Below are 24,658 nucleotides of genomic sequence, written 5' to 3'. Positions count from 1 at the left end.
CGAGCCCGCAGCAGCTGCACTGCCACGCTCCGGGCCGACGCCAGGCCGACGCCAGGCCGACGCACGCCGCTGGGCCGCCGCACGCCACCGCACAACGCTTGCCGCCCCGGAGACAAGCACGCTTGACATCCGCCAGCAGTGTCAAGCATCCTTGACGTGACAAGGTTGCTTGACATCGGAGGTGCTGGTTGCGGAACGATCTCCGTGAGCTTCGGCAGGCCGCCGGGCTGTCCCAGCGGGAGATGGCCGAGGCCCTGAACGTCTCCCGGCAGACGATCAACTCGATCGAGACGGGCCGTTACGACCCGTCCCTACCCCTGGCGATCGCCATCGCCCGTCACTTCCACCGCCCCGTAGAGGAGATCTTCCATGTCGACTGAGGGCCGCGGCACACCAAAGGACCACCGCACCACCGAGGGCCACCACACGACCGAGGACCACCGCACGACCGGAGGTCGCAGTGCCCTGCGGAAACTCTCGGTCGCCGTCATCCTGCTGGCAGTCGCTGCGCTGGTCGTCGCCGTGGGCTTGCTGCTGCGGGAGCACGCGCCCGGCAACATGGGTGTCGGGTTCCTCCAGGGAGCGGCGGTCGGCCTGCTCGTCTTCCTGGTGATGCTGTGGCGGCTGAGCAAGCGGCCGGACCGCGCCACCACGTTCGAGCGGGCCTGGTCGCAGACCGGGGACGAGCGCGACGACGCCGTTCTGACCCGTGCTCTGGCCGTGCTGGGCCTGGCCGCGTTCCCGCTCACGTCGGTGGCGGCCGTCGCCGTCGCTCTCGGTGCCGAGCCGAGCATGGTGTTCGCGCTGCTGCTCTTCGCCGAGATCGTCGTCGGCGGTGTCGCCTTCGTGGTGATCAACCGCCGGAACTGACCGGGCGGGAACGGGCAGCCCGGGAAGCGCCCGGGGAGACGGGCACCGGGTCGTGGGTACCGGGTGGAGTGTGTGCGGTGCAGCGTCGCAGCCGGTCCGCGGCCATCCGGCCACCGACCGCCAGGCCGTACCGTTCGACGGCCGCCAGGCCGTACGCGCTACAGGTGGGGGTGAAGCGGCACTTCCCCGGCCAGCGGTGGGACAGCCAGCGGCGGTAGCCGAGGATGGCCGCCCGTCCGGAGCCGTCGGCCACCGGTGCCGGGATCACCCGCGCGACTGCCGCGCCGACCGTCAACAGTATCGAGAACAGGGAACAGTCGCAGGCGGACAGGGCACCGCACCCCGGGTCGCTGCAGGTGTTTCCCTTCTTCTGCCGGCGCCCGGCGATCTTCGTCATGGCGACATCATGATCCCGCCGCGCCACCCGGCCACGTCCGGGATTCGAGGGGTACGGGCAGCGATCCACAGACGTATGTCGCGTCAAGGCTTGATTGATCGATGCACTTGTGCAAAGGATACGAGGGCGCTCGATCAGCGTGCGTAGATCCATCACCCCTGGTCACGCGGGGTTGAGTGGGTCTGTCGGCTATGAGGAGGTTCTGTGGCTCGACGCCGCTTTGCGGGGATAGCAGCCTGCGCCATCGTCCTACCGTTCTTCGTCGTCGCCCAGTCGGCGGCGGCCAGTCCGAGCACCGTGGCGGCCGAGTCCGCCCCGGCACCGGCAACCGGGATAGCGAGTGACGTCCGCGACCTCACCAGGAAGGACTTCACCTTCAACGGCAAGCCCGTCGAGGTGCCCCGGCAGTACCAGCCGCAGGCGCAGCGCAGGTCGGCGCAGGCCGCCGAGACGCCGGCGGTGGGCACGGTGCGGCAGTGGCTCGCGCTCGACGACTACCAGGGCGTGATCTACCTCAAGGACTACACGCTGCGGGGTGTGGGCGACAACATCGAGGTCTGGGTCGCCAACGACACCGAGTTCCCCGTGGGTGACTGCCGCCGGCAGATCGCGAACTCGACGGTGGTCACCGACGCGCAGGTGACGCGCCTGGTCGACGAGTTCGACAACAACATGTATCCGAAGTCGACGGCCGCGTTCAGCACGCCGCCGGAGCGCGACGGCAGCAACGCGCAGATCGACGGCGACTACAGCGGTGCCGGCAACCGTACGGTGACGCTCGTCGACAACGTCCGGGACGACAACTTCTACGACTTCCCGGCCGCGCCGACGTACATTGCCGGGTTCTTCTTCTCGCTCTTCAACGAGCTGCTCGACCGCAACATCATGACGATCGACGCGTTCGACTGGGCGCACCGGACGGGCGTCAGCCCGGCGAACGAGCCGACCGACGATCTGTGCACCAGCCGACCGGCGCGTCCCAACCTGTACGAGTCGACGTTCATCCACGAGTGGCAGCACCTGGCGCACTACTACACCGACCCGTTCGAGAGCATCCTGATCAACGAGGGGCTCTCCGACTTCGCCCAGACGCTCGGCGGCTATGCCGACGCCTCGGCCCGGGTCGACCAGCCGGGCGCGGACAGCCACATCTACTGCTTCCAGGGCTTCGGCACGGTCCAGACGGCCTACAACACGAATCCACGGGACTGCGGCGGGCCGGAGAACTCACTGAACCTGTGGGACGAGGGCGGCAACCCGAACGCGGTACTCGCCGACTACGGCAACGCGTACTCGTTGATGTTGTTCCTCTACGACCGGTACGGCCTGGACTTCATCTCCCGGCTGCACCGCGACGGTGAGTCGCAGGGCCTGGCCAGCATCAAGGCGGCACTCGCCGCCGAGGGGGTGAACGACCTCTACGGCGTGATCCACGACTACCAGACGATGAACCTGGTGGACCGGATCGTCGGCAACTCGAAGCTGGGTGTGATGCTCGGCCGTGACAAGCGCAAGGTCACCACGGCCAGCCTGAACGCCACGGTGAACCTGGCCAACCCGGCCACGCACGCGACGCCGGGTGCGGCACCGAACGGTGCCGACTACGTCCAGTTGCGCAAGGCGAACGGCAAGCCGTTGGGCCGGGGCGACCTGCGGTCGATCAGCTTCAAGGGTGCCAAGACCCTGCCGTCGGTGCCGCTGGCCTGGACGACGGTGACCGACGACCCGGACCGTCCGGGCAACCCGGTGATCTGGTCCGGCAACGGCAACAGCACCGACGCCGCCGCCGTGACGCCGGTGAGCGTGCCGGCCGGCAACCCGACGCTGACCTTCCTCGCCAAGTATGGCGCGGAGACCGGCTACGACTACGGCTACGTCAGCGTCTCGACCGACGGTGGCAGGAGTTACACCGCGATCGAGGGCGACAAGACCGTCGCCGGGCCGCTCGGGCCGTCGCTGAACGGCACCACCAACGGCTTCGAGCCGCACTCGTTCGACCTGTCGGCGTACGCGGGGCAGGACGTCCTGCTCAGCTTCCGCTACGTCAGTGACGGTGGGGTCAACGAGGGCGGTCTGCTGATCGACGACATCACGGTCGGCGGCACGCTGGTCAGCGACGGGTCGAACCTGGACGCGTTCGACTCGCCGTCACAGGTCTACCCGACGCCGGTGGCGAACTGGAACGTCCGCTTCGTCGGCTTCGACGAGAAGCTCCGGACGGCCGTGCAGTTCGAGGTCGACGGCAAGACCAACTTCACCCTGGGGGTGGTGCAGACGGCGCTGCTCACCGCCTTCCCCACGGTGGTCGCCATCGTCGCCTACGACGAGCCGACCGAGCAGGTCACGCAGTACGCGCCGTACCAGTTGACGGTGAACAAGGTCGTGCAGCCCGGCGGAGCCCCGCTGAGCTGACCGGCCGTTGACGAGGACTCCCGGTGCCGTGGTCGCGGCACCGGGAGTTCTGCGTTCCGTGGGACCTTCGGCAGGCGGCTAGGCGACCCGTGCCGGGTTAGATTGCCCGGATGGAACAGCGCCTCAGCCTGATCACCCTCGGCGTCACCGACCTGGCCCGATCCCGGGCCTTCTACGAACGGCTCGGCTGGCGGGGCCAGGAGGTGCAGCGGACGGTGTTCATCCAGGCCGGCGGGATCGCCGTGGTGCTCTGGGCCCGCGAGTCGCTGGCCGAGGACGCCGGTGTCGACGCGCGGGCCGCCGACGGATTCGGCGGGATCGGGTTGGCGCACAACGTACGCGAACGCGACGAGGTGGACCGGGTGCTGGCCGTCGCCGCCGAGGCGGGCGCGGTCGTCACCCGGCCGGCCCGCGAGACGTCCTACGGCGGGTACGCCGGCTACTTCGCCGACCCGGACGGCCACCTCTGGGAGATCGCCTGGAACCCGGGCTTCCCGATCGCCGAGGACGGCACGATCAGGGTGCCGGAATTCGGGCCACCACGATGACCATGCCCTGTGTCTGTTCCTCGGTCAGCATCTGGCGCCACCCGTGTTCGAGCTCGGTGTCGGTGAGCGGCGGCCGGTCCGCGGTGCCCTTGAGCGTCGGTGCGAAGACGTCGAGGATCTGATCCACCTCCGCTGGCACCGGATTGTCCCGGGCGTACCGCCGCAGTTCGAGGTATGTCCACATGCTGCTGTACTTCACGTGGTCGGTGATGTCGGTGACCTCGTCGAGCACGATGCCGGCCTGGGCGGCGATCTCCGGGTAGTCCTCCGCGCCGATCGGCGTCGCGGCGACCCGCCAGGAGTCGTACACCTTGACCAGGGTGTCGTCGTCGCGCCCGTGCGCCTGGACCGTGAAGTCGGTCAGCACGATGCGCCCGCCGGGGCGGACCACTCGGGCGATCTCCCGCAGTGCCCGCATCCGGTCGGGCACGTGCATGATCGACTCGAAGGCCATCGCGTGGTCGAAGGAGTCGTCGGGGAAAGGCAACTCGGCCATGTCGGCCTGCTCGAAGCGCACCCGGTCGGCCACCGACTCGGCGTGGGCCAGGTCGTTGGCCAGGCGTACGTCCTGTTCGCTGACCGAGACCCCGACGAGCCGGGCACCGGCGATCTTGGCCAGCCGTACGCCGGGGCGGCCCAGCCCGCAGCCGGCGTCCAGCACCCGTGCGCCCGGCCGGGCGGCGACCCGTTCGATCATCATGTCGGTCAACCGGACGCTGGCCGTGGCGAAGTCGCTGTCGTCGTCGGGCCCGGTCCAGTAGCCGTGGTGCATGGAGCCGCCCTGGACCCGGGCGACGATCGAGTTCACCTGGTCGTAGAAGGCTCCGACGGATTTCGGTGTCGGCCCTTCGAGGTCAGTGTGCACCGCTGTCACCGCTTCCTGCTCGTCGAGGAGTGCCGGGTCGGACAGACGCAGGCAGAATTGCCCGGCGAATTCGCGATCACCGACTCGTGGGAAATGCAGATTCCGAACCGTTGCAGACGTACCGGAATTCACCACTGTCCGATTCCTGATTGACGTCGCGAGTGGCGGGATCACCGCACCGTTCGCTCCGCCCCGAGCCGGAGCCGGTGGCTGGACATGCGGACTCACCTGCGGCAACAACGGGTGAGCGGCACCTCGCGCCCGGATCGCCGCCAGCGCGGCGAGGACGCGTCATCCCCTTTCCGGCGGGAGTCGAAGTGCGACTCCGGCCGCCGAAAGAGGAAGGGGGAACAACGTTCAGTAACGTCACTGTAACCGGGGCGTCTCAACCGGTCAAGCAAATGAATATAGCGGCAAATCCTGCCTTTGCTTCGCCTTTCCGAATCCGCTCTCCGATCATGGACTTGTGGTCAGCGAATCGCCCCTTGTCAGAGCGTTTCGTGATACCACAACTCCATGATCGACGGGACCGGTGGGGCTGCGGGGCGGCGGGGCGGCGGGTCAGGAAGGGCGGCGGGAGCGGGCCAGGGTGAGCACGACCAGCAGCGAGCCGGCCGCCGCGCCGGTGACCACGACGGCCATCGGCACCGCGCTGCCCTCGCCGCCGAGCCCGACCAGCGGCGCGGCACCGGCCGCGATCACCGCCTGGAGGCTGCCGAGCAGGGCGGCGGCCGTACCGGCGTGCGAGGAGTGGCGTTCGAGGGCGAGGGCGGTGCCGTTGGGCATCACCGTGCCCAACGAGCCGAGGAAGAGGAAGAGGGCGACGACGACCAGCGGCAGGGACCCGAGCAGGGCCCCGACGAGCAGGCCGAGCGCGGAGAACAGGCCGAGACCCAGACCCCAGATCAGCAGCGGTCGGGGGTCGTGGCGGTCCAGCAGCCGGGCGTTGACTTGACCGACGGCGACGAAGGCCACGGCGTTGACGCCGAAGAGCAGGCTGAACGCACCGGCGGAGAGGCCGAAGACGTCCTGGAGGACGAACGAGGAGCCGGAGAGGTAGGCGAACAGACCGGCGAAGGCGAGGCCCTGGGTCAACGCGTACCCGAGGAAGACGCGGTCGGCGAGCACCGCGCGCCCGGCGGCGGCGGTCGCGGACAGGCCGCCGGTGTTGCGGCGTGCGACGGGCAGCGTCTCCGGCAGCCGCCACGCGACGGCGGCGACGAGCAGCACGCCGACCAGGGCCAGGGCCAGGAAGATGGTCTCCCAGCCGCCGAAGCCCAGCACCAGGCTGCCGAGCGCGGGCGCGGCCATCGGGGCGATGCCGAAGATCAGGACGAGTCGGGAGAAGTACTTCGCGGCGGCGCGTCCGCTGTAGAGGTCGCGGACGACGGCGCGGGCGACGACGGTGCCCATGCCCCCGGCGAAGCCCTGGGCGAAGCGGAGCGCGGCGAGAGTCTCCGCCGACGGCGCGAAAGCGCAGGCCAACGACATCAGGACGTACGCGCCGACCCCGATCAGCACCGGCAGGCGTCGCCCCCAGCGGTCACTGAGCGGGCCGGTGACGAGTTGCCCGATGGCCATACCGACCAGGCAGGTGGTCAGCGAGAGCTGGATCTGCGCCTGGCTGGCGGACAGGTCACGGGCCATCTCCGGGAACGCCGGCAGGTAGGTGTCCAGCGACAGGGGCCCGATCGCGGTGAGCGCGCCGAGCAGCACCAGCAGACCGATGGCGGCCCGGCCGGTGGGTGCGACGGCCCGTTCCGGCTGCCCGACTGTCGGCGCGGCGGCGGTCTGCGGCATCGTGGCCCCCTCGGCGTCGGTTCGCCGGGCTACGATAGCTCTGCCTACAGAGTTATTGCCGTGGAGAGGGCCGTTCTGTGACGGAAGAGACGCTCGGGCAGCTCAGCGGCGCTCTGGGCGACCTGCAACGGGTGCTGCGCCGGACGGCCGCCCAACGGACCGGCCGCGTCGCCCTGCCGGACGCGCAGGTGGAGGTGCTGCGCCTGGTGCAGCGACAGCCGGGGGTCAGCGTCCGGGAGGCCGCCCAGCGGCTCGGCACCGCTCCGAACACGGTGAGCACCCTGGTCGGCGAGTTGACCACCGCCGGCCTGCTGAGCCGCGACCGTGATCCGGTCGACCGGCGGAGCGTCCGGCTGACGTTGACCACCACGGCGCGGGAACGGATCGCCGTCCACGAGCAGCACCGGCGTGACCTGCTCACCGCCGCGCTTTCCGGGCTCGACACCGCCGACCGGGAACGACTGCTCGCCGCCGCGCCGGCCCTGTCCCGTCTGGCCGACCTCGCCGCCGAGCAGCGCTGAGCCGCCGGGGAGACCGGCGAGTCGTGGGCGGACCCGCGCCCACGTCCCGCCGGAGGTCTCAGCCCCAGACGGTGCGGCGGACACCGCCGTGCGTGCCGCACGCGCGCGGGCTCCCGCCGGCCAGGCTGACCTTGCCGTCCTCGCACTGCACCAGGTAACCCCGACCGTTCCAGAACCCGGGTACGCAGTCGAAGTGCTCGCACACGTCACGGGCCGGCTCACGGATCCGCTCGCCGCCGCAGAAGTCGTACCCCATCGGGTTGACCGGGGCGCCGCACCGCCGCTCCGGTGTCGGCGCGTCCCGCCGCGGCGCGGACGAGCCGCTGGCGCCGGCCGCCGTGGACGTGCCGGTGGCGGCGACCGGCGCCGGGGTGGCCGCGACCGCCGTGTCCGTGCCGGCCGGGTCCGCGCCGGAGTTCGCCAGCGCCACCGGCACCATCACGGCCAGCGCGGCGGCGACCACGGCGGTCCGCCGACCACCGGGGATCAGCGCCGACAACCGGGCCTGACCGGGGGTGGCGATGCCCGGCCGGGACGGACGCAGCCGGGCGTGCTCGGCGATCAGCTCGTCGAGCTGCGCGATCACCGTGGCACGCTGCTCGATCGCGTCGGCGAACGCCAGCGTGAGCACGAACCGGAAATCGGGTGCCGCGTCGGGAGGCAGCAGCACGCCGGAGCCGCGTCGGCGGTCCAGCACCTGGATCAGCGTGACCGGCGCGTGCGGGTCGTGGGCGAGCCCGGTCATCCGCGCGTACGCCCAGTCGCGGCGACCCCGCCCGCCGAGCAGCACCAGTCGACGGCTGGTGATCACCGCCATTCCGGCGTCGGTGGCCCGTACCCCTTCGGGGAGGCGCGGGCGCAGCCGGCCGATCGGCGGGGCCACGGTCAGGTCCGGAGCGGGCAGGACGGCGTTGTGCCGCACCTCCACCAGTTGGGCGGCGGGCACCACCCGCAGCACCACCTCGTCGGCGTCCAGTTCGAGCGGGAGGCCGCACCCCGCCGTGGCGGACCCCTGGCACTGCTCCGCCAGCGTCCGCAGGCGACGCAGGTCGTCGTCGCGTCGTCGCCAGTCCCCCTCGGCGCTGCGGAACGTCCGCAGCCGGCGCTCGTTCTGCCGGCGCGCCCACCGGTACCGCCATGTCGAACCCGTCGAATCAGTCCTTGCCACGCCGACTCCTTCGCCGCGCAGGCCACCAACCGCAGGCCACCTAAGTGGGGTGTCACAGTGTTAACGACCTCGGGAACCGCCATGGACACGGCCAAGAGTGGGTCAAATACCCGATCGGTGGACTAATAAGGACAAGATGGTGGTTTCGCTGCGTGGCCGGACGGCGACGTGCGGGTGACTGTGACGCCACCGGCGACGGTGACGCCAATCAATCGAGCGGGTGTGCCGGACGCCCGCCCGCGACCGATGCGGCGACGCCGAGATCCGGGACTACGCCAGGGAACGCGAGATGAGCCACGCACCACCGCGCCGCCGAGACCGACACCTCGTCGACCGGCTGCTCGACGGCGACCCGGTCGCCCTGCGCCGGGCCGGCCGGATCGCCGCGCCCCTGCGCGCGGCCCGCGCCCCCGCCCGGCGCGACGAACTGGCGGGAGAGCAGGCGGCGGTGGCGGCCTTCCGTGCCGCCGCCCGCCGCCCGACCACCCCCACGCTCAGGGCGACTCGACGGAGTTGATCCGGAACTTGTGCACCTCGGCACCGACGATGGCGACCTGCTGCTCCGGCTCCGGACCGGCACCGCGGAAGTCCAGCAACTGCTCGTCGGACTCCCACCGCTCGTAGACGTTGATCCGCCCCGGCTCGACCACGTCCGGGCTGATCGAGAAGTCGACGCAGCCGGGCGCCGAGCGGGCCGCCCGCACGATCTCGGCGCAGGTGGCAAGGTAGTCGTCCCGCTCGGCCGGATCGACGTAGAGCGTGCCGGCGACGATCAGCAAGGGGGCCTCCGGAAGATCGTGGAGTCGACGATGTCAGTCATACTCCCCCGCTCCGACGGTTTCCGCCCGCCGATCGCCACCCCGGGTCAGGCCCGATTGATCGCGTTCGCGTGGATGGCCTCGGCCAGGTACGCGGTCAGCCCCGGGGCGATCGCCTCGTAGTGGGCGGTGAACCGCTCGTCGGCCAGGTACATGTCGGCCAAGCAGGTGTGCATCTCGTACGAGCACTCGTAGAACGACTGGCTGATCTGGCGGCGGTGCTCCTCGGCCAACTCCCGCGCGTCCGGTCCGTCCGCCGGGGCACCGGACTCCATCAGCGCGACGGTCCGCCGCCCCCAGTCCTCGCTCTCGGCCTTGATCCGCGCCCAGTCTTCCTTCGTGTAGCGCGACACGCGCCGGTTCGACTCCCGGTACGCCTCAGTGCCACCCCAGCGCTGCTCCGCCTCCTCGGCGTGCGCCTCCGGATCGAAGTCCCCGAACACCTCGAACCGTTCCTGCGGGGTCAATCGGATGTCCAACTTACTCGCCTCCATCGCGAACTCGATCGCCGCGACCATCTCCTGCAGGCGCTTGATCCGTACGGTCAGCAGCTCGTGCTGACGCCGCAGGTGCGCCTCCGGGTCGCTCGCCGGGTCGTCGAGGATCGCGGCGATCTCTTCCAACGGGAACCCCAGCTCGCGGTAGTAGCGGATCACCTGCAACCGCTCCAGATCGGCCTCGGAGTAGCTCCGGTAGCCCGCGCCGCTGCGCCCGCTGGGCGACAACAGCCCGATCTCGTCGTAGTGGTGCAACGTCCGGACCGTCACCCCGGCCAGCCGGGCCACCTCGCCCACGCGGTACGCCATGGTTCCCTCCCTTCCTGGGAACCACGCTCCCGCCTGCCGTTACGTGAGGGTCAAGTCCGATTCTGCGACACCGCTCAGACGGGGCGGACCGGACCGGCCAGGACGGTCCGCAACTCGGCCAGCGCCGCCGGGCGGCCGTAGCGGTAACCCTGCCCCTGGACACAACCGATGGCGGCCACCGCGTCGTGCTGCCGCTCGGTCTCCACCCCCTCGGCCACCACGCCGAGGTCGAAGGCGTGGGCCAGCCGGGTGACCATCTCCACGGTCGCGTACGCCCGCGCGTCGTCGGAGATCCGGGACACGAACGAGCGGTCGATCTTCAACTCGGTGGCCGGGATGCGGTGCAGGTAGCTCAGCGAGGAGTACCCGGTGCCGAAGTCGTCGATGGCGATCCGGATGCCGAGTTCGCGCAGTTGCCCCAGCCGGTCGAGCACCGCGTCGCTGCCCTCGATCAGCGCCGACTCGGTCAGCTCCAGGGTCAGCGCCCGGGGCGCCAGGCCCGCCCCGGCGGTGGCCTCGGTGACGGTGGCGATCAGATCCGGGCGGCGCAGGTGCGCGGCGGCGATGTTCACCGCCACCGTCGCGCTGGGCACCCGCCCCTGCCAGGTGGCCGCCGCCCGGCACGCCTCCTTGATGACCCACCTGTCGATCGGCAGGATCAGCCCGGTCTCCTCGGCCAACGGCAGGAACCGGGCCGGACTGAGCATGCCCAGTCTCGGGTGCCGCCAACGCACCAGCGCCTCGGCGCTGCGGACCGCCCCGGTGGCCAGGTCGACGATCGGCTGGAACTCCAGGTGCAGTTGCTCCTCGTCGACGGCCCGCCGCAGGTCGGCGATCAGTTCGGCCCGGCTCACCGCCGACTCCCGCAACGCCGGAGTGCTCCGCCGGTACGCCGACTTGCCCGCTGCCTTGGCCGCGTACATCGCGATGTCGGCGTCGCGCAGCAGGTCGGTGTAGGAGATGTGCTGCGGCCCGTACTCGGCGATGCCGATGCTGGCCGACGGGTGCACCCCGACCAGCTCCTCGCCGGGCGAGGGTTGCAGCGCGGCCAGCAGCCGTTCCGCCAGGCGTTCCGGCTCGGCGGGCGGACTGCCGGTGACCAGTACGGCGAACTCGTCGCCGCCGATCCGGGCGATCATCCCGTCGTCGCCGACCGCGCGCCGCATCCGCCGGGACAGCCCGGTCAGCAGCGTGTCGCCGGTGGTGTGCCCGAACCTGTCGTTGACCTGCTTGAACCCGTCCAGGTCCAACAAGAGCACGGCGACCCGGTTCGTGCCGAGCAGGGCCGCACGCAGCCGGCGGGTGAACGCCAACCGGTTGGGCAGCCCGGTGAGCTGGTCCATGTAGGCGAGCTGCCGCAGCCGGCCGACCAGTCGCAGGTTCTCGTTGGCGGCCAGTCCCTGCCGCAGTGCGAGCGTCGCCAGAAGTGCCAGCAGCGCGATGAAGATCGGTTGCGGGATGTAGCCGTCGGGCTGGCTGGCCCACACCACCGCCACGATCGCCCCACCCACCGGCAGGTACGGCAGCGCCACCCGCCACCAGGGCGGCAACGGCGACTCGGCCGCCTCGTCGGGATCGGCCCGGTAGCGGGGTGGCCCGAGCCGGGTGGCCGCCGCGATCAACAGGTAGCTCAGCGGCCAGAGCACGTCGACCAGTCGACCCGGCTGATAGGTGCCGGCGGCCACCAGCGACACGTACGCGGCGTCGCCCACCCCGCGGACGGTGAGGCTCGCGCCGAGCACCGTCAGCACCGGCCAGACCGGTCGGCTCGGACCGATCACCGCGACCAGGATGGTCAACTGCATCAGGTCGAACATGGGATAGAGCAGACCGGCGGTGCGCAGCGGCTCGTCGAGATCCGCCATCGCGACGTTGCGGAAGATCAGCATCCAGCCGACCGGGATCAGCGCCAGCCCGACGATCACCCCGTCGAGCAGCGTGCGTACCCGGCCCACCGTGGTCCGCGGGGCGGTCACCGAGGACAGCAGGGCCGTGGTGCCGGTGACCAGACCGGCCACGAACAGCAGCCCGACCGGCAGCGTGTGCGGCAGGTCCTCGCCGACCAGCCGCAGCACCGTCCAGAGTGCTCGGCCGGCCATCGCCAGAGCCATGGTCGCCGCCAGCAGCAGCCAGAACCGCCGCACCGGCGGTTGCCGGCGGGCGGCACCCACGCAGGCCGCCCCGGCCAGACCCGCGACGACGAGCGCGCCGAGGTCGCTGACCAGCGCACCGGCGGGCAGTTTCAGCAGCAGCCAGATCGCCTCGACGACCACCACCAGACCGGCGGCGGACAGCCCCGCCCAGCCGACCCGGTCCCGCCCGGGCCACCGCGCGGCAGCCCGCCCGACGTCCTCTCGCGACACAGCGCTCGCTCCGGCCCTCTCTCGTACGTGCACGTGCACCCTCGACGGCGAGGACCGGTCCCGGCAAACCCCGAAAGCCTAGCCACGCGAGCGAGGGCCCCGCCAGAGCCGCCCGGACGCCAGTCGGCAACCCGACGGCCCATCCGTCCATCCACAAACATCTTCACGTACACCGGGGGCGGCATGTAAGGAAGGGACCCTTTCTAACGCCTGGTGTATAGGAAGGGTCCCTTCCTTACATCTCGGCGGCCGAGGCGGCGGGTGGGTCGGACGTGGGCGGACCGCCGTGGGTCCACGGGGTCTCCGCCACGGTCGGGAACGTCCCGCTGGGCACGAACGCCTCGCTGAGCGTGGTGTAGCAGAGCCGCTGCCCCACCTCGGGCACGCTGCCGGGGCTCGCGGTCAGCCCGCGCCCCATCCCGCCGGAGAGCTCCAGCACCACCTCGGTCTTGCCGTCGGCGGTCGGGGTCACGAAGACCACCCGGGCCTTCTGCGCCGGTCGGGCCGGGTTGAACAAGCTCGCGCCGACCGGCACCAGCACCGGTTCGGTGGTCACCAGTTGGATGCGCGGACGCAGCACCGGTCGGCGTCCGGTGTCGTCCACCCGTGCCGGGTCGGCCAGCACCACCTCACCGACGAACGCCTCACCGGTCAGCCGGTACTCCGCCATCACCAGCGGGTCGTCGTAGGCGCGCTGCACGGTGTAGCTCGCGGCGGCCCGCTCCAGACGGTGCAGCCGGGTGGCGGCCGCCACCGCGCCGTCGCGGCTGGGCTGCGGCACGCCGCCCTCGTCGACGTGCGTGGCGTGCGCGGTGAAGGCGTCCCGGTCGCCGGTCCACCGGCCCGCCACCCGGGCGCCGGGCGGCAGCGCGCGCAGCAACCCCAGGCCGCGCCACATCAGGTCCCAGGTGGGCGTGAGCTGGTCACGCAGCAGCCTCTCCAGCTCCGCGTACGCCTCGGCGCGCGCCGAGGAGTCCGCGTCGGCCCCGGCGTACGCCTCGATCGCCGGGGCGAGCTGCCGGTTGTCGAAGTCGGGATCGGTGGCCGGTCCGGCGGGCGGGCACACGGTCGGGTCCTCGGCCCGCGCCGCCGCCTCGGCACCGGTCAGCCCGGACGGCGGGGCGATCCAGCCGAGCAGCGCCGGCAGGTGCAGGTCCTCCACCGCGCTCTGCCCGGTCGCCCAGTGCATGCTCAGGGCCTGGGTCAATGCCAGCAGCGTCGACGAGCCCGGATGTTCCGCACGTTCGGCCAGGAAGGTCAGCCAGCGGCCAAGCAGCGGCACCGACGGGGGCACCGGGTAGTCGCCGTCGATGCGACGGAACCGGGTGGCACGGCCCAGCAGCCGCAGGAACGTGACGCCCGCCGGGTTCGGCACCACCAGTTGCGGGGCGTCGAGGTACCGCTGCCGGACGTCCTTGCCCCGGTCGACCGCGACCGTCTCGGAGCCGAGCCGATGCGTGTCGATGTAGGGCAGCAGGATGTCGGCGAGCGCGGCGGCGAACCCGAACCGCTGGTCCCGGTTACGCGGCTGCGGCACGACGAGCAGGTGGCCCCGGCCCGGCGCGGTGCCGACCATCGCCGCCAGCGGGGCGTTCGCCTCACCCGCCATGGCCAGCGGCACCAGCACCAACGGCCGGGCCGACAGGTGCACGTGCCGGACGGTCGCCACCGGCTGGGCTATCCCGGCGGCCACCGCCTGCGCCGCCGCGAGCGCGCGCAGCGTACTCATGCCGGTGCTCTGCCGGGCGTGGTCGGGCCGCCCGCCGGACGCCTCACGCCGACCCGGCCAGGGCGTCGGCGCGCAGGCGGGCGGCGGTCCGCAGCAGCGCGGCGGCCTGCTCCTGCTCCGGATCGGCGGCGGGTTCACCACCGGCGAGCGCCAGCACCCGGTCGACGTCCTCGATGCCGCCGAGCGCCTCCCGCACCGGGCGGCCCAGCGCACCGGTGTTCCCGCCCGCCTCGTGCCGGCAGAAGTACGCCAGCTCGCAGGTCGCCAGGCAGTCGGGGGCGTAGCGGGCCGGCACCGTGCCCAGCGAGGCGAGCAGCGCCGACGGGTCGGCACCCGGGTCGGCGGTGAAGTCGACCGGCACGTCGTCGAGCAGCGTGTCCAGCCGGTCCATCCGGCCCAGTTGCCGGCGTACCACCAACAGTTGTTTGCGCACGTCGAGCAGGTGCGCCACCGGCTGGTTGGTGAAGTCGCGCGGACAGACCAGCACCACCTCGTGCGACACCGACTCCGGCGGTCGGCCGGCGGCGACGAGCAGGTCCCGCAGGGCCAACACGTACACCGCCGACTGGATCGCGGCGGCGGCCAGCTTTGTCGGGTCGGCCTGACCGTCGATCACCGGGAAGGACTTGACCTCGACCACGTGGAACCGGCCGCCGAGCCGGGCGGCCACCAGGTCCGGCTCCAGGTGCACCCGCTGCCCGGCGACGTCCAGGGCGAGCATCGGGTGGTCGAACAACGCGGCCGAGTCGTCGGGGCCGTCCGGCGCGGTGGTCAGGAGCGCGGCCGAGCGGCGCTGGCGGGCCGCCATGTCGTCGCCGACGCCGAGCGCCGTCCACCGCGCCGAGGCCGGCACCGGTACGCCCAGCCGCTCGGCGACCAGCCGCAGCAACTCGGCACCGTCGTCGGCCTTCACCTGCGCCTCGAACGCGTTGCCCCGGGTGATGGCGAACCGGGACTGCCCGAACCGGGCGGGAAAACCGATCCGCTCGGCCAGCAGTGGCTTGTCCACCCCGGCACCGTCCAGCACCGCCCGGCGGGTGCAGCCCGGGTTGCCGGTCAGCGCGGCGATCGTCCGGGCGTTGTGCCGACGCGGGGGGATTCCGCCCCGGATCGCGGCCAGTCGCTGCTCGCTGCTCGTCACGACAGGCCACGATAGCCGCGCGGACCCACCGACCCGGCCGACCCGCCACGACCACACGGGACCATCGCGCTACGTGGTGTTTGCGACACTGTGTGCGGCATCGAGGTGTCACGATCCGAGGAGCCCCACGTCGTGTTCTCCGATCTGTACGCAACTTCCGCGCAGGTACTTCCGGTATTGATGCTCGCCTTGCTCTGGGAGTCCCGATTCCTGGAGCGAATTCAGACGCAACCGCGACGGCCACGGAGTGAGGACCCGGTGCACGGCGTACGGTTCTGGACCAGACGCCGAGTCGGTCTCTACGCCGGTTTCGTGGCGACCACGAGTGTGCTCGGCACCGCCCTCGCAGTCCTGGTGCTGGCCGGCGCACTGCCGGACGTCCCGGCGCTGCGGATGCTCGTCTGCGGGTGCATCCTGTTGGCACTGGCCACCTTACTGACCCGTACGCTGATCGACATCGCGCAGGCCACCGCCCCGACGGCGCATCCGTCGGCGGCCGTCCCGGAACCCCGTCCAGCGCGCGATGTCGGAAAGGAGACAGCCGAGCAGTCGCGGGGATAAGGTCCACTTCGGACATCGGTGATCTATCGCCTGCATTATCGGCTCCACGCCGAAAACAAAGGACAACTCGGCCCTTGCCTCGGCCGGTAACCTGGCCATTACAGAACCGTCGGAAACGTTCGACAGACCGGATGGTCCATGACCCATCTTCCACTGCCGGGCGATAATCAGCGCCGCCGCATCGAGAGGGAGCTGGTCGACATGCTCGCCGCGATGCCGCTGATGGGGCATGCGGACAGTCGCCGGCAAATGGTGCAGCGTCTGCGCCGGGAACTGCACCACGGCGACCGGCTCGACGACGTGGCCAATCCTCGGGGCCAGAGCCTGGAGATCGCGAACGCCTGCCTCGGCGAGCCGCCCGAGGTGGACACGCTGGTCGAGCTGGTGCGGTTGTTCGATCCCGCCGCCGACGAGCTGCCCGACCTGGAACGGCTGCGCTACGAGGCGGACGCGATCGGCGTCCTTGCCGACAGCGACTGGGCCGAGCTGCGGACCGCTCTGCTGGCCGTCCGGCTGGCTCCGCTGACGCGACTGTTGCAGCGCGCCAGCGAACACAAGCTCGCCAGCCTGCCCCCGTGGTGCGCCAACGCGTGGGACGTCTTCGTCTATCTCACCGGGCAGAACGCCCCGCCGCGCGGACTGCCGCCGGGCATGCTGTTCCTCGCCCTGCTCGAGAACGAGGTGGACTCCGGGACCGCGACGCTGATCCGTCGGCGCAACCGGCAGGAGGCCACCTCACTCGGCCTCACCGAGGAGCTGGACCGACGCCGGGTCCTGGTCAACGCCGGGGGCGAGGCGACGACGCGGTACGCGTACCTGGTCATCCAGATCGAGAACGACCTGGAGCCGGGCAGCGAGCGGTACACGGTGTCGCACTACCGGCAGTGGCACGGCGGCGGCGAGTGGAACTCGAAGCTGCGCGGACGCATCCCCGAGGTCGGCTACGACGACCTGGAGTCCACCGTGGAGCAGATCGTCCACCAGATGGAGGTCGAGTGGGCGGACCGCCCGGCCGAGGTGGCGGTGGAGCTGGTGCTCCCCATCGAGCTGCTCAACGAGGACGTGCCCTGGTGGCGCAAGGAGCGCGCCAGTCAGTACCTCGACCAGAAGGTGCTGGCGATGGACTACCCGGTCGTGGTGCGCAGCCTGGACCGGTTGCGCACCACCTCCTGGCGTCGGGCGTGGCTGCTGCGCTGGGACCGGCTCCAGGCCGAGCCGTGGAACAGCGGGCTCTATCGCAGCGCGCCGGACGGCCCCGGCTACCTGACCCGGATGGAGGCGGACCTGAACTCCGACCAGAGCCTGGCCACGGTGGTGCTCAGCGCACCGCCCACGACCGATGCCGAGGCGACCGTCAAGGAGATCATGACCGCGCTCCGGGCCGGCCTGCCGGTGGTCGTCTGGCACCGCACCGCGCCCACCGACACGGACTTCTGGGACGAGATCCGGTCGATGACCGCCCGCGCCGGTGTGGTGCGCCTGCCGGAGCTGGCCAAACGGTCCCGCCTGTCGGCGTTACAGGCCCCGCCGCCCGAGCAGGAGCGGCACCACGGCCGGCACCTCGTCGTCCTCTGGGACGACCCGTACCGCACACCGGAACTGGACACGCACCACGGCACCCCGGAGGTGACCGGATGACGGACCCGACCAGGGCGCCGATCGGCTGGCGCATCTACACCGGCCTCGGACACGCCGTCGACGCCGCCGAACGCGACCGACGGTGGCCGGCACCGCCGCGCTGGCGGGCCTTCGACGGCGGTCCGGACGAGCCACCACCGCCCCAGGAGGACCCGGAGCTGGGCCGCCGGCTGGGCGAGCCGATCGTCTCGCACCCGGCAGACGAGTACGAGGTCGACGTCGTCAACGCCGCGCTGCACCTGCGGCGGCCCCTGCTGGTGACCGGGCGCCCGGGGACCGGTCGGTCCAGCCTGGCCTATCGGATCGCCCGGGAGCTGCGGCTCGGCCGGGTGCTGCGCTGGCCGGTGACCACCCAGGTGAGCCTGCGCCACGGGTTGTACGACTACGACGCCGTCGGGTTGGTCCAGGCCACCGGCCGGGCGGCGGCACAGGGCCCGGACGCTCCGCCGCCCCAGGTCGGCGACTACGTCCGCCTCGGACCGCTCGGGACCGCGCTGCTGCCGTACGGGCTGCCCCGGGTGTTGCTCATCGACGAGCTGGACCAGAGTGACATCGACCTGCCGCAGCAGTTGCGCAGTGTCTTCGAGGACGGTGGGTTCGAGATCCCGGAGCTGGTCCGGGTCGCCGGTCGCACGCCGGAGGCGACGGTGCACACCGCCGACCCGGGGCGGACCGCCACCGTACGCGGCGGACGGGTGGCCTGCCACGAGTTCCCGCTGGTGGTGATGACGTGCAGCGAGGACCGCGACTTCCCGGCGGCGTTCCTGCGGCACTGCCTGCGCCTGCGCCTGCCCGAGGCGGGCGAGGCGGGGCTCGCCTCGATGGTCGCCGCGCACTTCCCGGACGGCGCGGAGGGATCCACCGAACTCATCCAGGAGTACCTCTCCCGGCGTGGCGAGTGGGATCCCCCGGCGGTGGACCAACTGCTCGACGCCGTCCACCTGCGCACCTCCGGCGCCTTCACCCCACAGGACCGGGGTGAGTGGCGGCGGCTGATCGAGGCACTGTGGCGTCGGCTGCCGCCGGACGGCACCGAGTGACCGGTTCCGGCGGTGGGCTCACCCGCGCCGAACTGGCCGACTCGATCTGGCTGGCCGCCCGCCTCGGGCCCGGTGCCGGGCTCGCCGGACCACCCGGCACCGCGCTCACCGCCGACCCGTCCCGCCCGGACGGCGGCCCGCCGCTGTCGGAGGTCCTGCACCCGTTCCGACAGTTGGTGCCCGGGCGCGAACGCTACGAGTTCGACGAGGACGCCACCGCCGAACACCTCGCGGCGGGAGTGGCCTGGCCGGTCCTGCGGCGCACGCCCCGCGCCGGCTGGGACGCCGTGGTGGTCGTCGACGACCACCTGTCGATGGCCGTCTGGTCCGGCCGGATCCGCAGCTTCGTCAAACTGCTGCGCCGGCACGTCGCCTTCCACGACGTACGCGTCTGCCGGCTGGTTACCGACACCACGGACCCGGCCGGGGTGGTGCTGCGCGGCCGACGCGGCGGCCCGGTCGCCGGTCCGTCGACGGCGTTGCCGCCGGTCGGCCGCCGCCGCCTGGTGCTGGTGCTCAGCGACGGGGCCGGACCGGCCTGGCACTCCGGTGCGGTCCTTCCGCACCTGCACGAGTGGGCGAGCCGGCAACCCGTGGCGATGGTGCACCTGCTACCCCAACAGATGTGGCACCGCACCGGCGTGCAGCCGCTGCGGCTGCGCCTGCGGGCCGCCGCGCCGGCGACGGCCAACTCGCGGTGGGAGTGGCGTCACCACAACACGCTCCAGGCGCTGCTCGCCGAGGAGCCCCGACCTGCCGGCGGGCCGGTGCCGGTGCCGGTGGTGGAGCTGCGCCCGCGCTGGCTGGCGGCCTGGGTGGAGCTGCTCGCCTGCCGGGCACCACGCTGGATCGACATGCCCGCCCTGCTCACCACCGACCGACCGGCCCCGGACCGGACGCCCCGGCCCACCGTCGGGCCGGACGCCGCCCGACGGGTGCGCGAGTTCATCTCGTGGGCCTCGCCGGAGGCGCTGCGCCTGGCCACCCACCTGGCCGCCGCGCCACTGGACCGGTCGGCCGTCCGGGTGGTGCAGCGGACGCTGCTGCCCCGGTCCACCACCCTGCACCTGGCCGAGGTGCTGACCAGCCCGCTGGTGCGGACCGTCGGCACCGGTGACGACCGCACCTTCGAGTTCCTCCCCGGCGTACGGGCCGAGTTGCTGGCGGCCGGTCGCCGCGCCGACACCGTACGGGTCTGGCAGCTCCTCTCGGCCCGGCTCGGACGGGTCCGTCCCGCGATCGCGCACTGGGGACGGGTGCTCGACGACCCGGCGGGTGTCGAGATTCCGACGGTGGCCCCGGCCGACGTCGCGCTGGTCCGGATCGAGCAGGACGTGATGCGGGCGCTCTCCGGGCGGTACCTTCCCCGGGCGCGGCTGCTCGGCGAGGCGCTGGCAGCGGTCGACCAGGAGGGCGGCACCGACCCGGTCGTCAGGACTCCCGCACCTGCCGGTCGGGATGCGATGATAGCTGTCGGCGCTGATGCCGACGCAGACCGTAGCGTAGGTACCGAAGGAGCCGGCTTGTCGTCCAGCACTCCCGCAGACGCCACCGCCCCAGCCCGCACCCCGGCCGTCTGGGGCAACATCCCGCCGCGGAACCCGAACTTCACCGGCCGCAAGGAGCCACTCGCCCTGCTGCACCGGCAGGTGCGCGGCGGCACCACGGCAGTCCTGCCGCACGCCCTGCACGGGATGGGCGGCGTCGGCAAGTCCCATCTGGCCGTCGAGTACGTCTACCAGCACCAGGGCGAGTACGACCTGGTCTGGTGGATCCCGGCCGAGCGGCCCACCCAGATCAACGCCTCCATCGTGGAGCTCGCGGCGCGGATGAACCTCGCCTCCGGGCCCGACATCGGCAGCGCCCGCGTCGCCGTCCAGGAGGCCCTACGGCTCGGTCGGCCGCACCCTCGCTGGCTCCTCGTCTTCGACAACGCCGAGAGCCCCGAGGCGTTGGTGCCGTACCTCCCCACCGGCGGTTCCGGCGACATCATCATCACGTCCCGGAACCCGGGCTGGGCCAACGTCGCCCGCACGTTGGAGGTCGACGTCTTCCCCCGGGAGGAGAGCATCGAGCTGTTGCGCCGCCGGGGTCCGGAGCTGACCATCGAACAGGCGGACCGGCTGGCCGAGGCGCTCGGTGACCTGCCGCTCGCGTTGGAGCAGGCGGCGGCCTGGCGGGCCGAGACCGGCATGCCGGCCGAGGAGTACCTGCGACTGTTCGAGGAGAAGCGCATCGAGCTTCTCGAACAGGCCCCGCCGATGGACTATCAACTGCCCGTCGCCGCCGCGTGGAACGTCTCGCTGGACCGACTCGTCGTCTCCAATCCGGCCGCCTTCCGGCTCCTACAGGTCTGCTCGTTCCTCGCCCCGGAGCCCATCCCGCGCACCCTGTTCAGCGGCGCGCAGAACGACGACATCCACCCGGAACTGAACGCCGCGCTGCGCGACCCGATGCGGCTCAACCGCGCGATCCGCGACATCAACCGGTACGCGCTCGCCCGGGTCATCCACCGGACCAACTCGATCCAGATGCACCGGCTGATCCAGGCCGTCCTCATCGACCGGATGGCCCGGCCGGACCGGGAGACCGTCCGCAACAGCGCGCACCTGCTGCTCGCCTCCGGCGACCGCAACGACCCCGACTCGCCGGCCAACTGGGCCAGTTACGCCGAGCTGTACCCGCACGTGATGGCCTCCGACGCGGTGCACTCCCACCAGCCGTGGGTGCAGCAACTGGTCTTCAACGAGGCGCGGTATCTCTACTGGTGGGGCGACTTCACCGCGTCGCTGGAACTGGCCGAACAGGCGTGGCGGGCCTGGAGCAGCAGCCTGGGCGAGGACGCACCGATGACGCTCACCATCGGCCACTGGCTCGGCTTCATGCTCTACCGCCTGGGCCGGCACCGCGAGGCGGCCCAGCACAACGCCCGCATCCTGGAGCTCTACCAACGCAGCACCGTCGAGGACACCGAGGAGCTGTTGCGGGCCATCGGCCAGGTGGCGGCCGACCTGCGGGCGTCCGGGGACTTCCGTCGCGCCCTGGAGATGGACGAGGACCTCTACCAGCGGCACATCCAGGCGCTCGGCGAGGACGACCCGAACACGCTCAACGCGGCGCACAACCTGGCGGTCAGCCTCCGCCTGACCGGTGACATCCGGCGCGCCTACGAGGTCGACCGGGCGACGTACGACCACCGGGTGCTGCTCTTCGGCGAGGACCACGCGCAGACGCTGGAATCCCACCTCAACCTCATCATCGACCGCCGGGAACTCGGCGAGTACCTCCCCGCCCGGGCCGAGATGCAGAACGTCGTGGACCGGCTGCCCCGGGTCTGGGGCTCGGCGCAGACGCAGACGTTGACCGCGCGACGGCGACTGGCCTCCGCGATCCGCAAGGCCGGTGACCACCGCGCGGCCCTGGCGCTCTCCCAGGAGGTACGCGACGGCTTCGCGGCCCGCTTCGGCGAACACCACCCGGACACCCTGCTGGCCGCCTTCGGTCTGGCCGTCGACCTGCGTGCCACGGGTGACCTGGAGGCCGCCGCCACGCTCACCGCCGAACTCGTCGGCTGGTATCGGGAACTCTTCGACTCCGACCATCCCTACACGGTGGCGACTCAGCTCAACGGCGCGATCGTGGACCGGTTGCGCGGCGACGTGGCGCGCGCCCGCAGCACCAACGAGAAGGGGTCGGCGGTGCTGACCCGGCGGCTCGGGCCGGACCATCCGCTGACCCTGGCCGCAATGATCAACCTCGGCAGCGATCTCTACGCGCTCGGGGAGCACGCCGCCGCGTACGACCTCGACCGGCGCACCGCCGACCGCTGCGCCGAGGTCTTCGGGCCGGACCATCCCACCACGCTGATCTGCCTCGGCAATCTCGCCCAGGATCTCGTCTCGCTCGATCGGGAGGAGGAGGCGAACAGCCTGCACGTCGCGATCAGCGAGAAGTTCGCCCGGGTGCTCGGCGAGGAGCACCCGGCCACCGTGGCCGGCACCGACCTGACCATCCGGGGCGACTGCGACCTGGACCCGATGCCGTTGTAGCGGCCTCCGGAGAGCCGGGGTGGCGGCCTCCACCCCGGCATCCGGCTCTCAGCTCAGTGCTTGCCGGCGCCGATCCAGGCGGCCAGCTCCAACGGCTCCGGCACCGGCGTGCCCTGGTCACGCAGCCCGAGGTAGACCGCACGGACCAGTTCCGGCCGGTCGCGAAGCGCCTCGGCGGCCGGTCCCGGGTAGATGTCCCCGGCGGTCTGGCCGAGACCGGCCCAGGCGGCCGGCGAACCCGGTTCGGTCGACAGCGCCCTCAGGTAACCTGCCTGGGCCTGCGCCACCTCGCCACAGACGTGGGCCAGTTCGGCCGGCCCGGCGCCGGAGACCCGCGCGCCGACCGCCGACGCGTCGGTACGGAGCCGGTCGAAGCCCTCCGGGTCGGTGATCCGCCACAGCTCCAGCACCGCACGGGTGTCGAGACGGCGGGCGGCGGCGTCCGCCTCGACGGTCGGCGCGACATCTGGCGCGGTGGGCACGGGCTGTCCCGCTATCCACGCCGCGACCACCGCCGACACCACCTCGGGGGCGGGCCTCAGGTGGTGGGTGCGCCACCGCGCCCGGTGGTCGGCCACCGCTGCCCGCGCCGCCGCGAGCGGGTCCGCCGGCACCGGCTCCTCCTGCCACCCCAAGGCGGTGGTGGTCAGTCCCTCGACCAGGTGCCGCCCGACGTCGGTGAGCTGCGGCAGGTCGCGCATCATCCGCAGGGTTGCCCACACCTGCTCCCGCCACCGGGCGAACTCGAAGTGCGCCAGCCCGGCGGCGGTGCCGGTCGCCACCTGCCGGTACGCCCGCCAGAACTCGACGATCCCGACGAAGGCGTACACGCCCTGGATCAGACCGCCGAGCGGGCGGGGATCGTCGCGCCAGGGCGCGTACAGCCGGTGCGGCGGTTCGCCCTCGATCAGTGGGGCCAGGTGCAGCAGTCCGCCGAGCTTGATGTGCTGGAACTCGTGGACCAGCGTGACCGCCAGCTCGGGAGCGTCCTCCGGCTCGGAGACGATCATGCTGCCGAAGGCGTCGCCCGCCGAGGCGCTCATGGTCCGGAACCGTTCGGCGGCCGGTTGGGGCACCACCGAGGTCAGGCCCCGGGCGATCGGCACCGCCAGGTCGGGGCAGGCCCGCACCAGCAGTGCCCACGCCTGGTCGAGCAGTTCCCGCCACCGCCGCACGTCGGCGGCGATGTCCAGGTGCGGCGCGGTGGGCGTACGCAGGTTGCGGTAGGGGTCGATGAAGTCGAGCGTGACCTCCAGGGTGTGCCCGCCGGCCGTGGAGCGTACGGTCGGCAACGGCACCCAGCCGTCGGTGCCACCGCCGGTGGCGTCGAACTCGACGACCGTGCCGGCCACGGTCACCGTGGCCCGCCCGTCCCCGCCGACGATCTCCGCCTCGTCCCACTCGTGGGCCTTGGGGACCCGGGCACCGCCGAGCGTCGGCAGGACGACGAAGCCGTCCCGCACCGGCACCCGCATGGTGAAGTCGCATCCGGTGCGCACGGCCGCGGCCACCGCCAGTGCGTGCAGGTACCCGAGGTCCACCCAGAGCGGGCCGGTGGCGGTGACCGTGGTGCCCCGCATCCGGCGCAGCGCGTACCCGGCCCAGGTGCCGACCTGCGGATGCAGGATCAGCTTCTCCACGACCTCGCGGTCGCGTCGCTGCGCGGCGACGAGCAGCCGCCATGCCTCGGCGACCGGCGGCAGCGGGCCGGTGGCGTCGGGTACGCCGGCGGCGGCGTCCAGGACCGCCCGCAGTTGGATCTTGCGCCAGCTGCTCTCGGCAGCCAGCAGTTCGGCGATGGTGTCGGCGTCAGCGGACCCGGTGGCCAGGGCCCCGAAGTGGCGTGGGTCCAGGCGATGGCGCGCGGGTCGACCGACCGGCTCCGCCGCCAGATGGTGAGCGGTCACAACTTCTCCAAGGAAGGCCGGCCCC

At 72.1% G+C, this 24,658-nt stretch carries 20 protein-coding genes; 10 read left to right on the top strand and 10 right to left on the bottom strand.

The genetic code is table 11. The features are described from left to right. Positions 1-188: 188 nt before the first annotated feature. Positions 189-380 (top strand): helix-turn-helix transcriptional regulator, encoded by a 192-nt coding sequence (locus tag ABZ738_RS29480; protein WP_131053101.1) that lies wholly within the window; start codon positions 189-191, stop codon positions 378-380. After that, entirely contained in the window at positions 370-870 is a 501-nt protein-coding gene (locus ABZ738_RS29475) for a hypothetical protein (protein WP_201272372.1), read from the top strand. The genes ABZ738_RS29480 and ABZ738_RS29475 overlap by 11 nt, the downstream gene beginning before the upstream one ends. On the opposite strand, the gene yidD is transcribed toward ABZ738_RS29475, so the two are convergent. Continuing rightward, entirely contained in the window at positions 854-1,267 is a 414-nt protein-coding gene (gene yidD / locus ABZ738_RS29470; protein WP_131053100.1) for a membrane protein insertion efficiency factor YidD, read from the bottom strand. The genes ABZ738_RS29475 and yidD overlap by 17 nt on opposite strands. Positions 1,268-1,471: 204 nt before the next feature. Here yidD and ABZ738_RS29465 point away from each other — a divergent pair, with 204 nt between their 5' ends. Together ABZ738_RS29465 and ABZ738_RS29460 are read left to right on the top strand one after the other, a co-directional pair. Beyond that, the gene (locus ABZ738_RS29465; RefSeq protein ID WP_254876732.1) at positions 1,472-3,679 is read left to right on the top strand and encodes a choice-of-anchor J domain-containing protein; all 2,208 of its coding nucleotides are present in this window, start codon (positions 1,472-1,474) and stop codon (positions 3,677-3,679) included. 110 nt (positions 3,680-3,789) lie between these two features. Then, a complete protein-coding gene (locus tag ABZ738_RS29460; protein ID WP_176092811.1) occupies positions 3,790-4,227 on the top strand; it encodes a VOC family protein in 438 nt (145 codons plus the stop codon). Here the strand turns inward: ABZ738_RS29460 and ABZ738_RS29455 are convergent. Then, positions 4,196-5,092: a methyltransferase domain-containing protein gene (locus tag ABZ738_RS29455; RefSeq protein WP_176092810.1), complete on the bottom strand. Its 897-nt coding sequence runs from the start codon at positions 5,090-5,092 to the stop codon at positions 4,196-4,198. The genes ABZ738_RS29460 and ABZ738_RS29455 overlap by 32 nt on opposite strands. Before the next feature lie 561 nt (positions 5,093-5,653). After that, positions 5,654-6,892 (bottom strand): multidrug effflux MFS transporter, encoded by a 1,239-nt coding sequence (locus ABZ738_RS29450; RefSeq protein ID WP_176092809.1) that lies wholly within the window; start codon positions 6,890-6,892, stop codon positions 5,654-5,656. A 77-nt stretch (positions 6,893-6,969) separates the two neighbouring features. Here ABZ738_RS29450 and ABZ738_RS29445 point away from each other — a divergent pair, with 77 nt between their 5' ends. Next, positions 6,970-7,413 carry a MarR family transcriptional regulator gene (locus tag ABZ738_RS29445; protein WP_357218533.1) on the top strand — a complete coding sequence of 148 codons (444 nt, stop codon included), beginning with the start codon at positions 6,970-6,972 and terminating at the stop codon, positions 7,411-7,413. 58 nt (positions 7,414-7,471) lie between these two features. On the opposite strand, the gene ABZ738_RS29440 is transcribed toward ABZ738_RS29445, so the two are convergent. Beyond that, on the bottom strand, positions 7,472-8,581 hold the full coding sequence (locus tag ABZ738_RS29440) for a hypothetical protein (protein ID WP_176092808.1): 1,110 nt from the start codon (positions 8,579-8,581) through the stop codon (positions 7,472-7,474). Positions 8,582-8,870: 289 nt separating this feature from the next. On the opposite strand from ABZ738_RS29440, the gene ABZ738_RS29435 reads away from it, so the two are divergent. Further along, complete coding sequence (locus ABZ738_RS29435) at positions 8,871-9,098, top strand: hypothetical protein (protein WP_176092807.1); 228 nt, start codon at positions 8,871-8,873, stop codon at positions 9,096-9,098. On the opposite strand, the gene ABZ738_RS29430 is transcribed toward ABZ738_RS29435, so the two are convergent. From ABZ738_RS29430 to ABZ738_RS29410, 5 genes are all read right to left on the bottom strand, one after another. Further along, positions 9,076-9,360 carry an antibiotic biosynthesis monooxygenase gene (locus ABZ738_RS29430; RefSeq protein ID WP_131051627.1) on the bottom strand — a complete coding sequence of 95 codons (285 nt, stop codon included), beginning with the start codon at positions 9,358-9,360 and terminating at the stop codon, positions 9,076-9,078. The genes ABZ738_RS29435 and ABZ738_RS29430 overlap by 23 nt on opposite strands. Positions 9,361-9,446: 86 nt before the next feature. Further along, a complete protein-coding gene (locus tag ABZ738_RS29425) occupies positions 9,447-10,205 on the bottom strand; it encodes a MerR family transcriptional regulator (RefSeq protein ID WP_131051626.1) in 759 nt (252 codons plus the stop codon). A 74-nt stretch (positions 10,206-10,279) separates the two neighbouring features. After that, positions 10,280-12,568, bottom strand: a complete 2,289-nt coding sequence (locus ABZ738_RS29420; RefSeq protein WP_176092806.1) for an EAL domain-containing protein — start codon at positions 12,566-12,568, stop codon at positions 10,280-10,282. Positions 12,569-12,803: 235 nt separating this feature from the next. Then, positions 12,804-14,297, bottom strand: a complete 1,494-nt coding sequence (locus ABZ738_RS29415; RefSeq protein ID WP_357218526.1) for a hypothetical protein — start codon at positions 14,295-14,297, stop codon at positions 12,804-12,806. A gap of 43 nt (positions 14,298-14,340) precedes the next feature. Beyond that, complete coding sequence (locus tag ABZ738_RS29410; RefSeq protein ID WP_357218523.1) at positions 14,341-15,438, bottom strand: hypothetical protein; 1,098 nt, start codon at positions 15,436-15,438, stop codon at positions 14,341-14,343. Positions 15,439-15,750: 312 nt separating this feature from the next. Here ABZ738_RS29410 and ABZ738_RS29405 point away from each other — a divergent pair, with 312 nt between their 5' ends. From ABZ738_RS29405 to fxsT, 4 genes are all read left to right on the top strand, one after another. Further along, on the top strand, positions 15,751-15,999 hold the full coding sequence (locus ABZ738_RS29405; protein WP_131051623.1) for a hypothetical protein: 249 nt from the start codon (positions 15,751-15,753) through the stop codon (positions 15,997-15,999). Between the two features lie 138 nt (positions 16,000-16,137). Next, a complete protein-coding gene (locus ABZ738_RS29400; RefSeq protein ID WP_131051622.1) occupies positions 16,138-17,637 on the top strand; it encodes a hypothetical protein in 1,500 nt (499 codons plus the stop codon). After that, on the top strand, positions 17,634-18,677 hold the full coding sequence (locus ABZ738_RS29395) for an ATP-binding protein (RefSeq protein WP_131051621.1): 1,044 nt from the start codon (positions 17,634-17,636) through the stop codon (positions 18,675-18,677). The genes ABZ738_RS29400 and ABZ738_RS29395 overlap by 4 nt, the downstream gene beginning before the upstream one ends. Beyond that, positions 18,674-22,726 (top strand): FxSxx-COOH system tetratricopeptide repeat protein, encoded by a 4,053-nt coding sequence (fxsT, locus tag ABZ738_RS29390; RefSeq protein WP_357218517.1) that lies wholly within the window; start codon positions 18,674-18,676, stop codon positions 22,724-22,726. The genes ABZ738_RS29395 and fxsT overlap by 4 nt, the downstream gene beginning before the upstream one ends. 53 nt (positions 22,727-22,779) lie before the next feature. Here the strand turns inward: fxsT and ABZ738_RS29385 are convergent, their stop codons facing one another. Then, complete coding sequence (locus tag ABZ738_RS29385; protein WP_357218514.1) at positions 22,780-24,633, bottom strand: HEXXH motif domain-containing protein; 1,854 nt, start codon at positions 24,631-24,633, stop codon at positions 22,780-22,782. Between the last annotated feature and the right edge of the window lie 25 nt (positions 24,634-24,658).

This window comes from Micromonospora sp. NPDC047793, assembly GCF_040642635.1.
Taxonomy (GTDB): Bacteria; Actinomycetota; Actinomycetes; order Mycobacteriales; family Micromonosporaceae; genus Micromonospora.
Note: the sequence above shows the minus strand (reverse complement) of the source record. Positions and strands in the feature narration are given on the sequence as shown.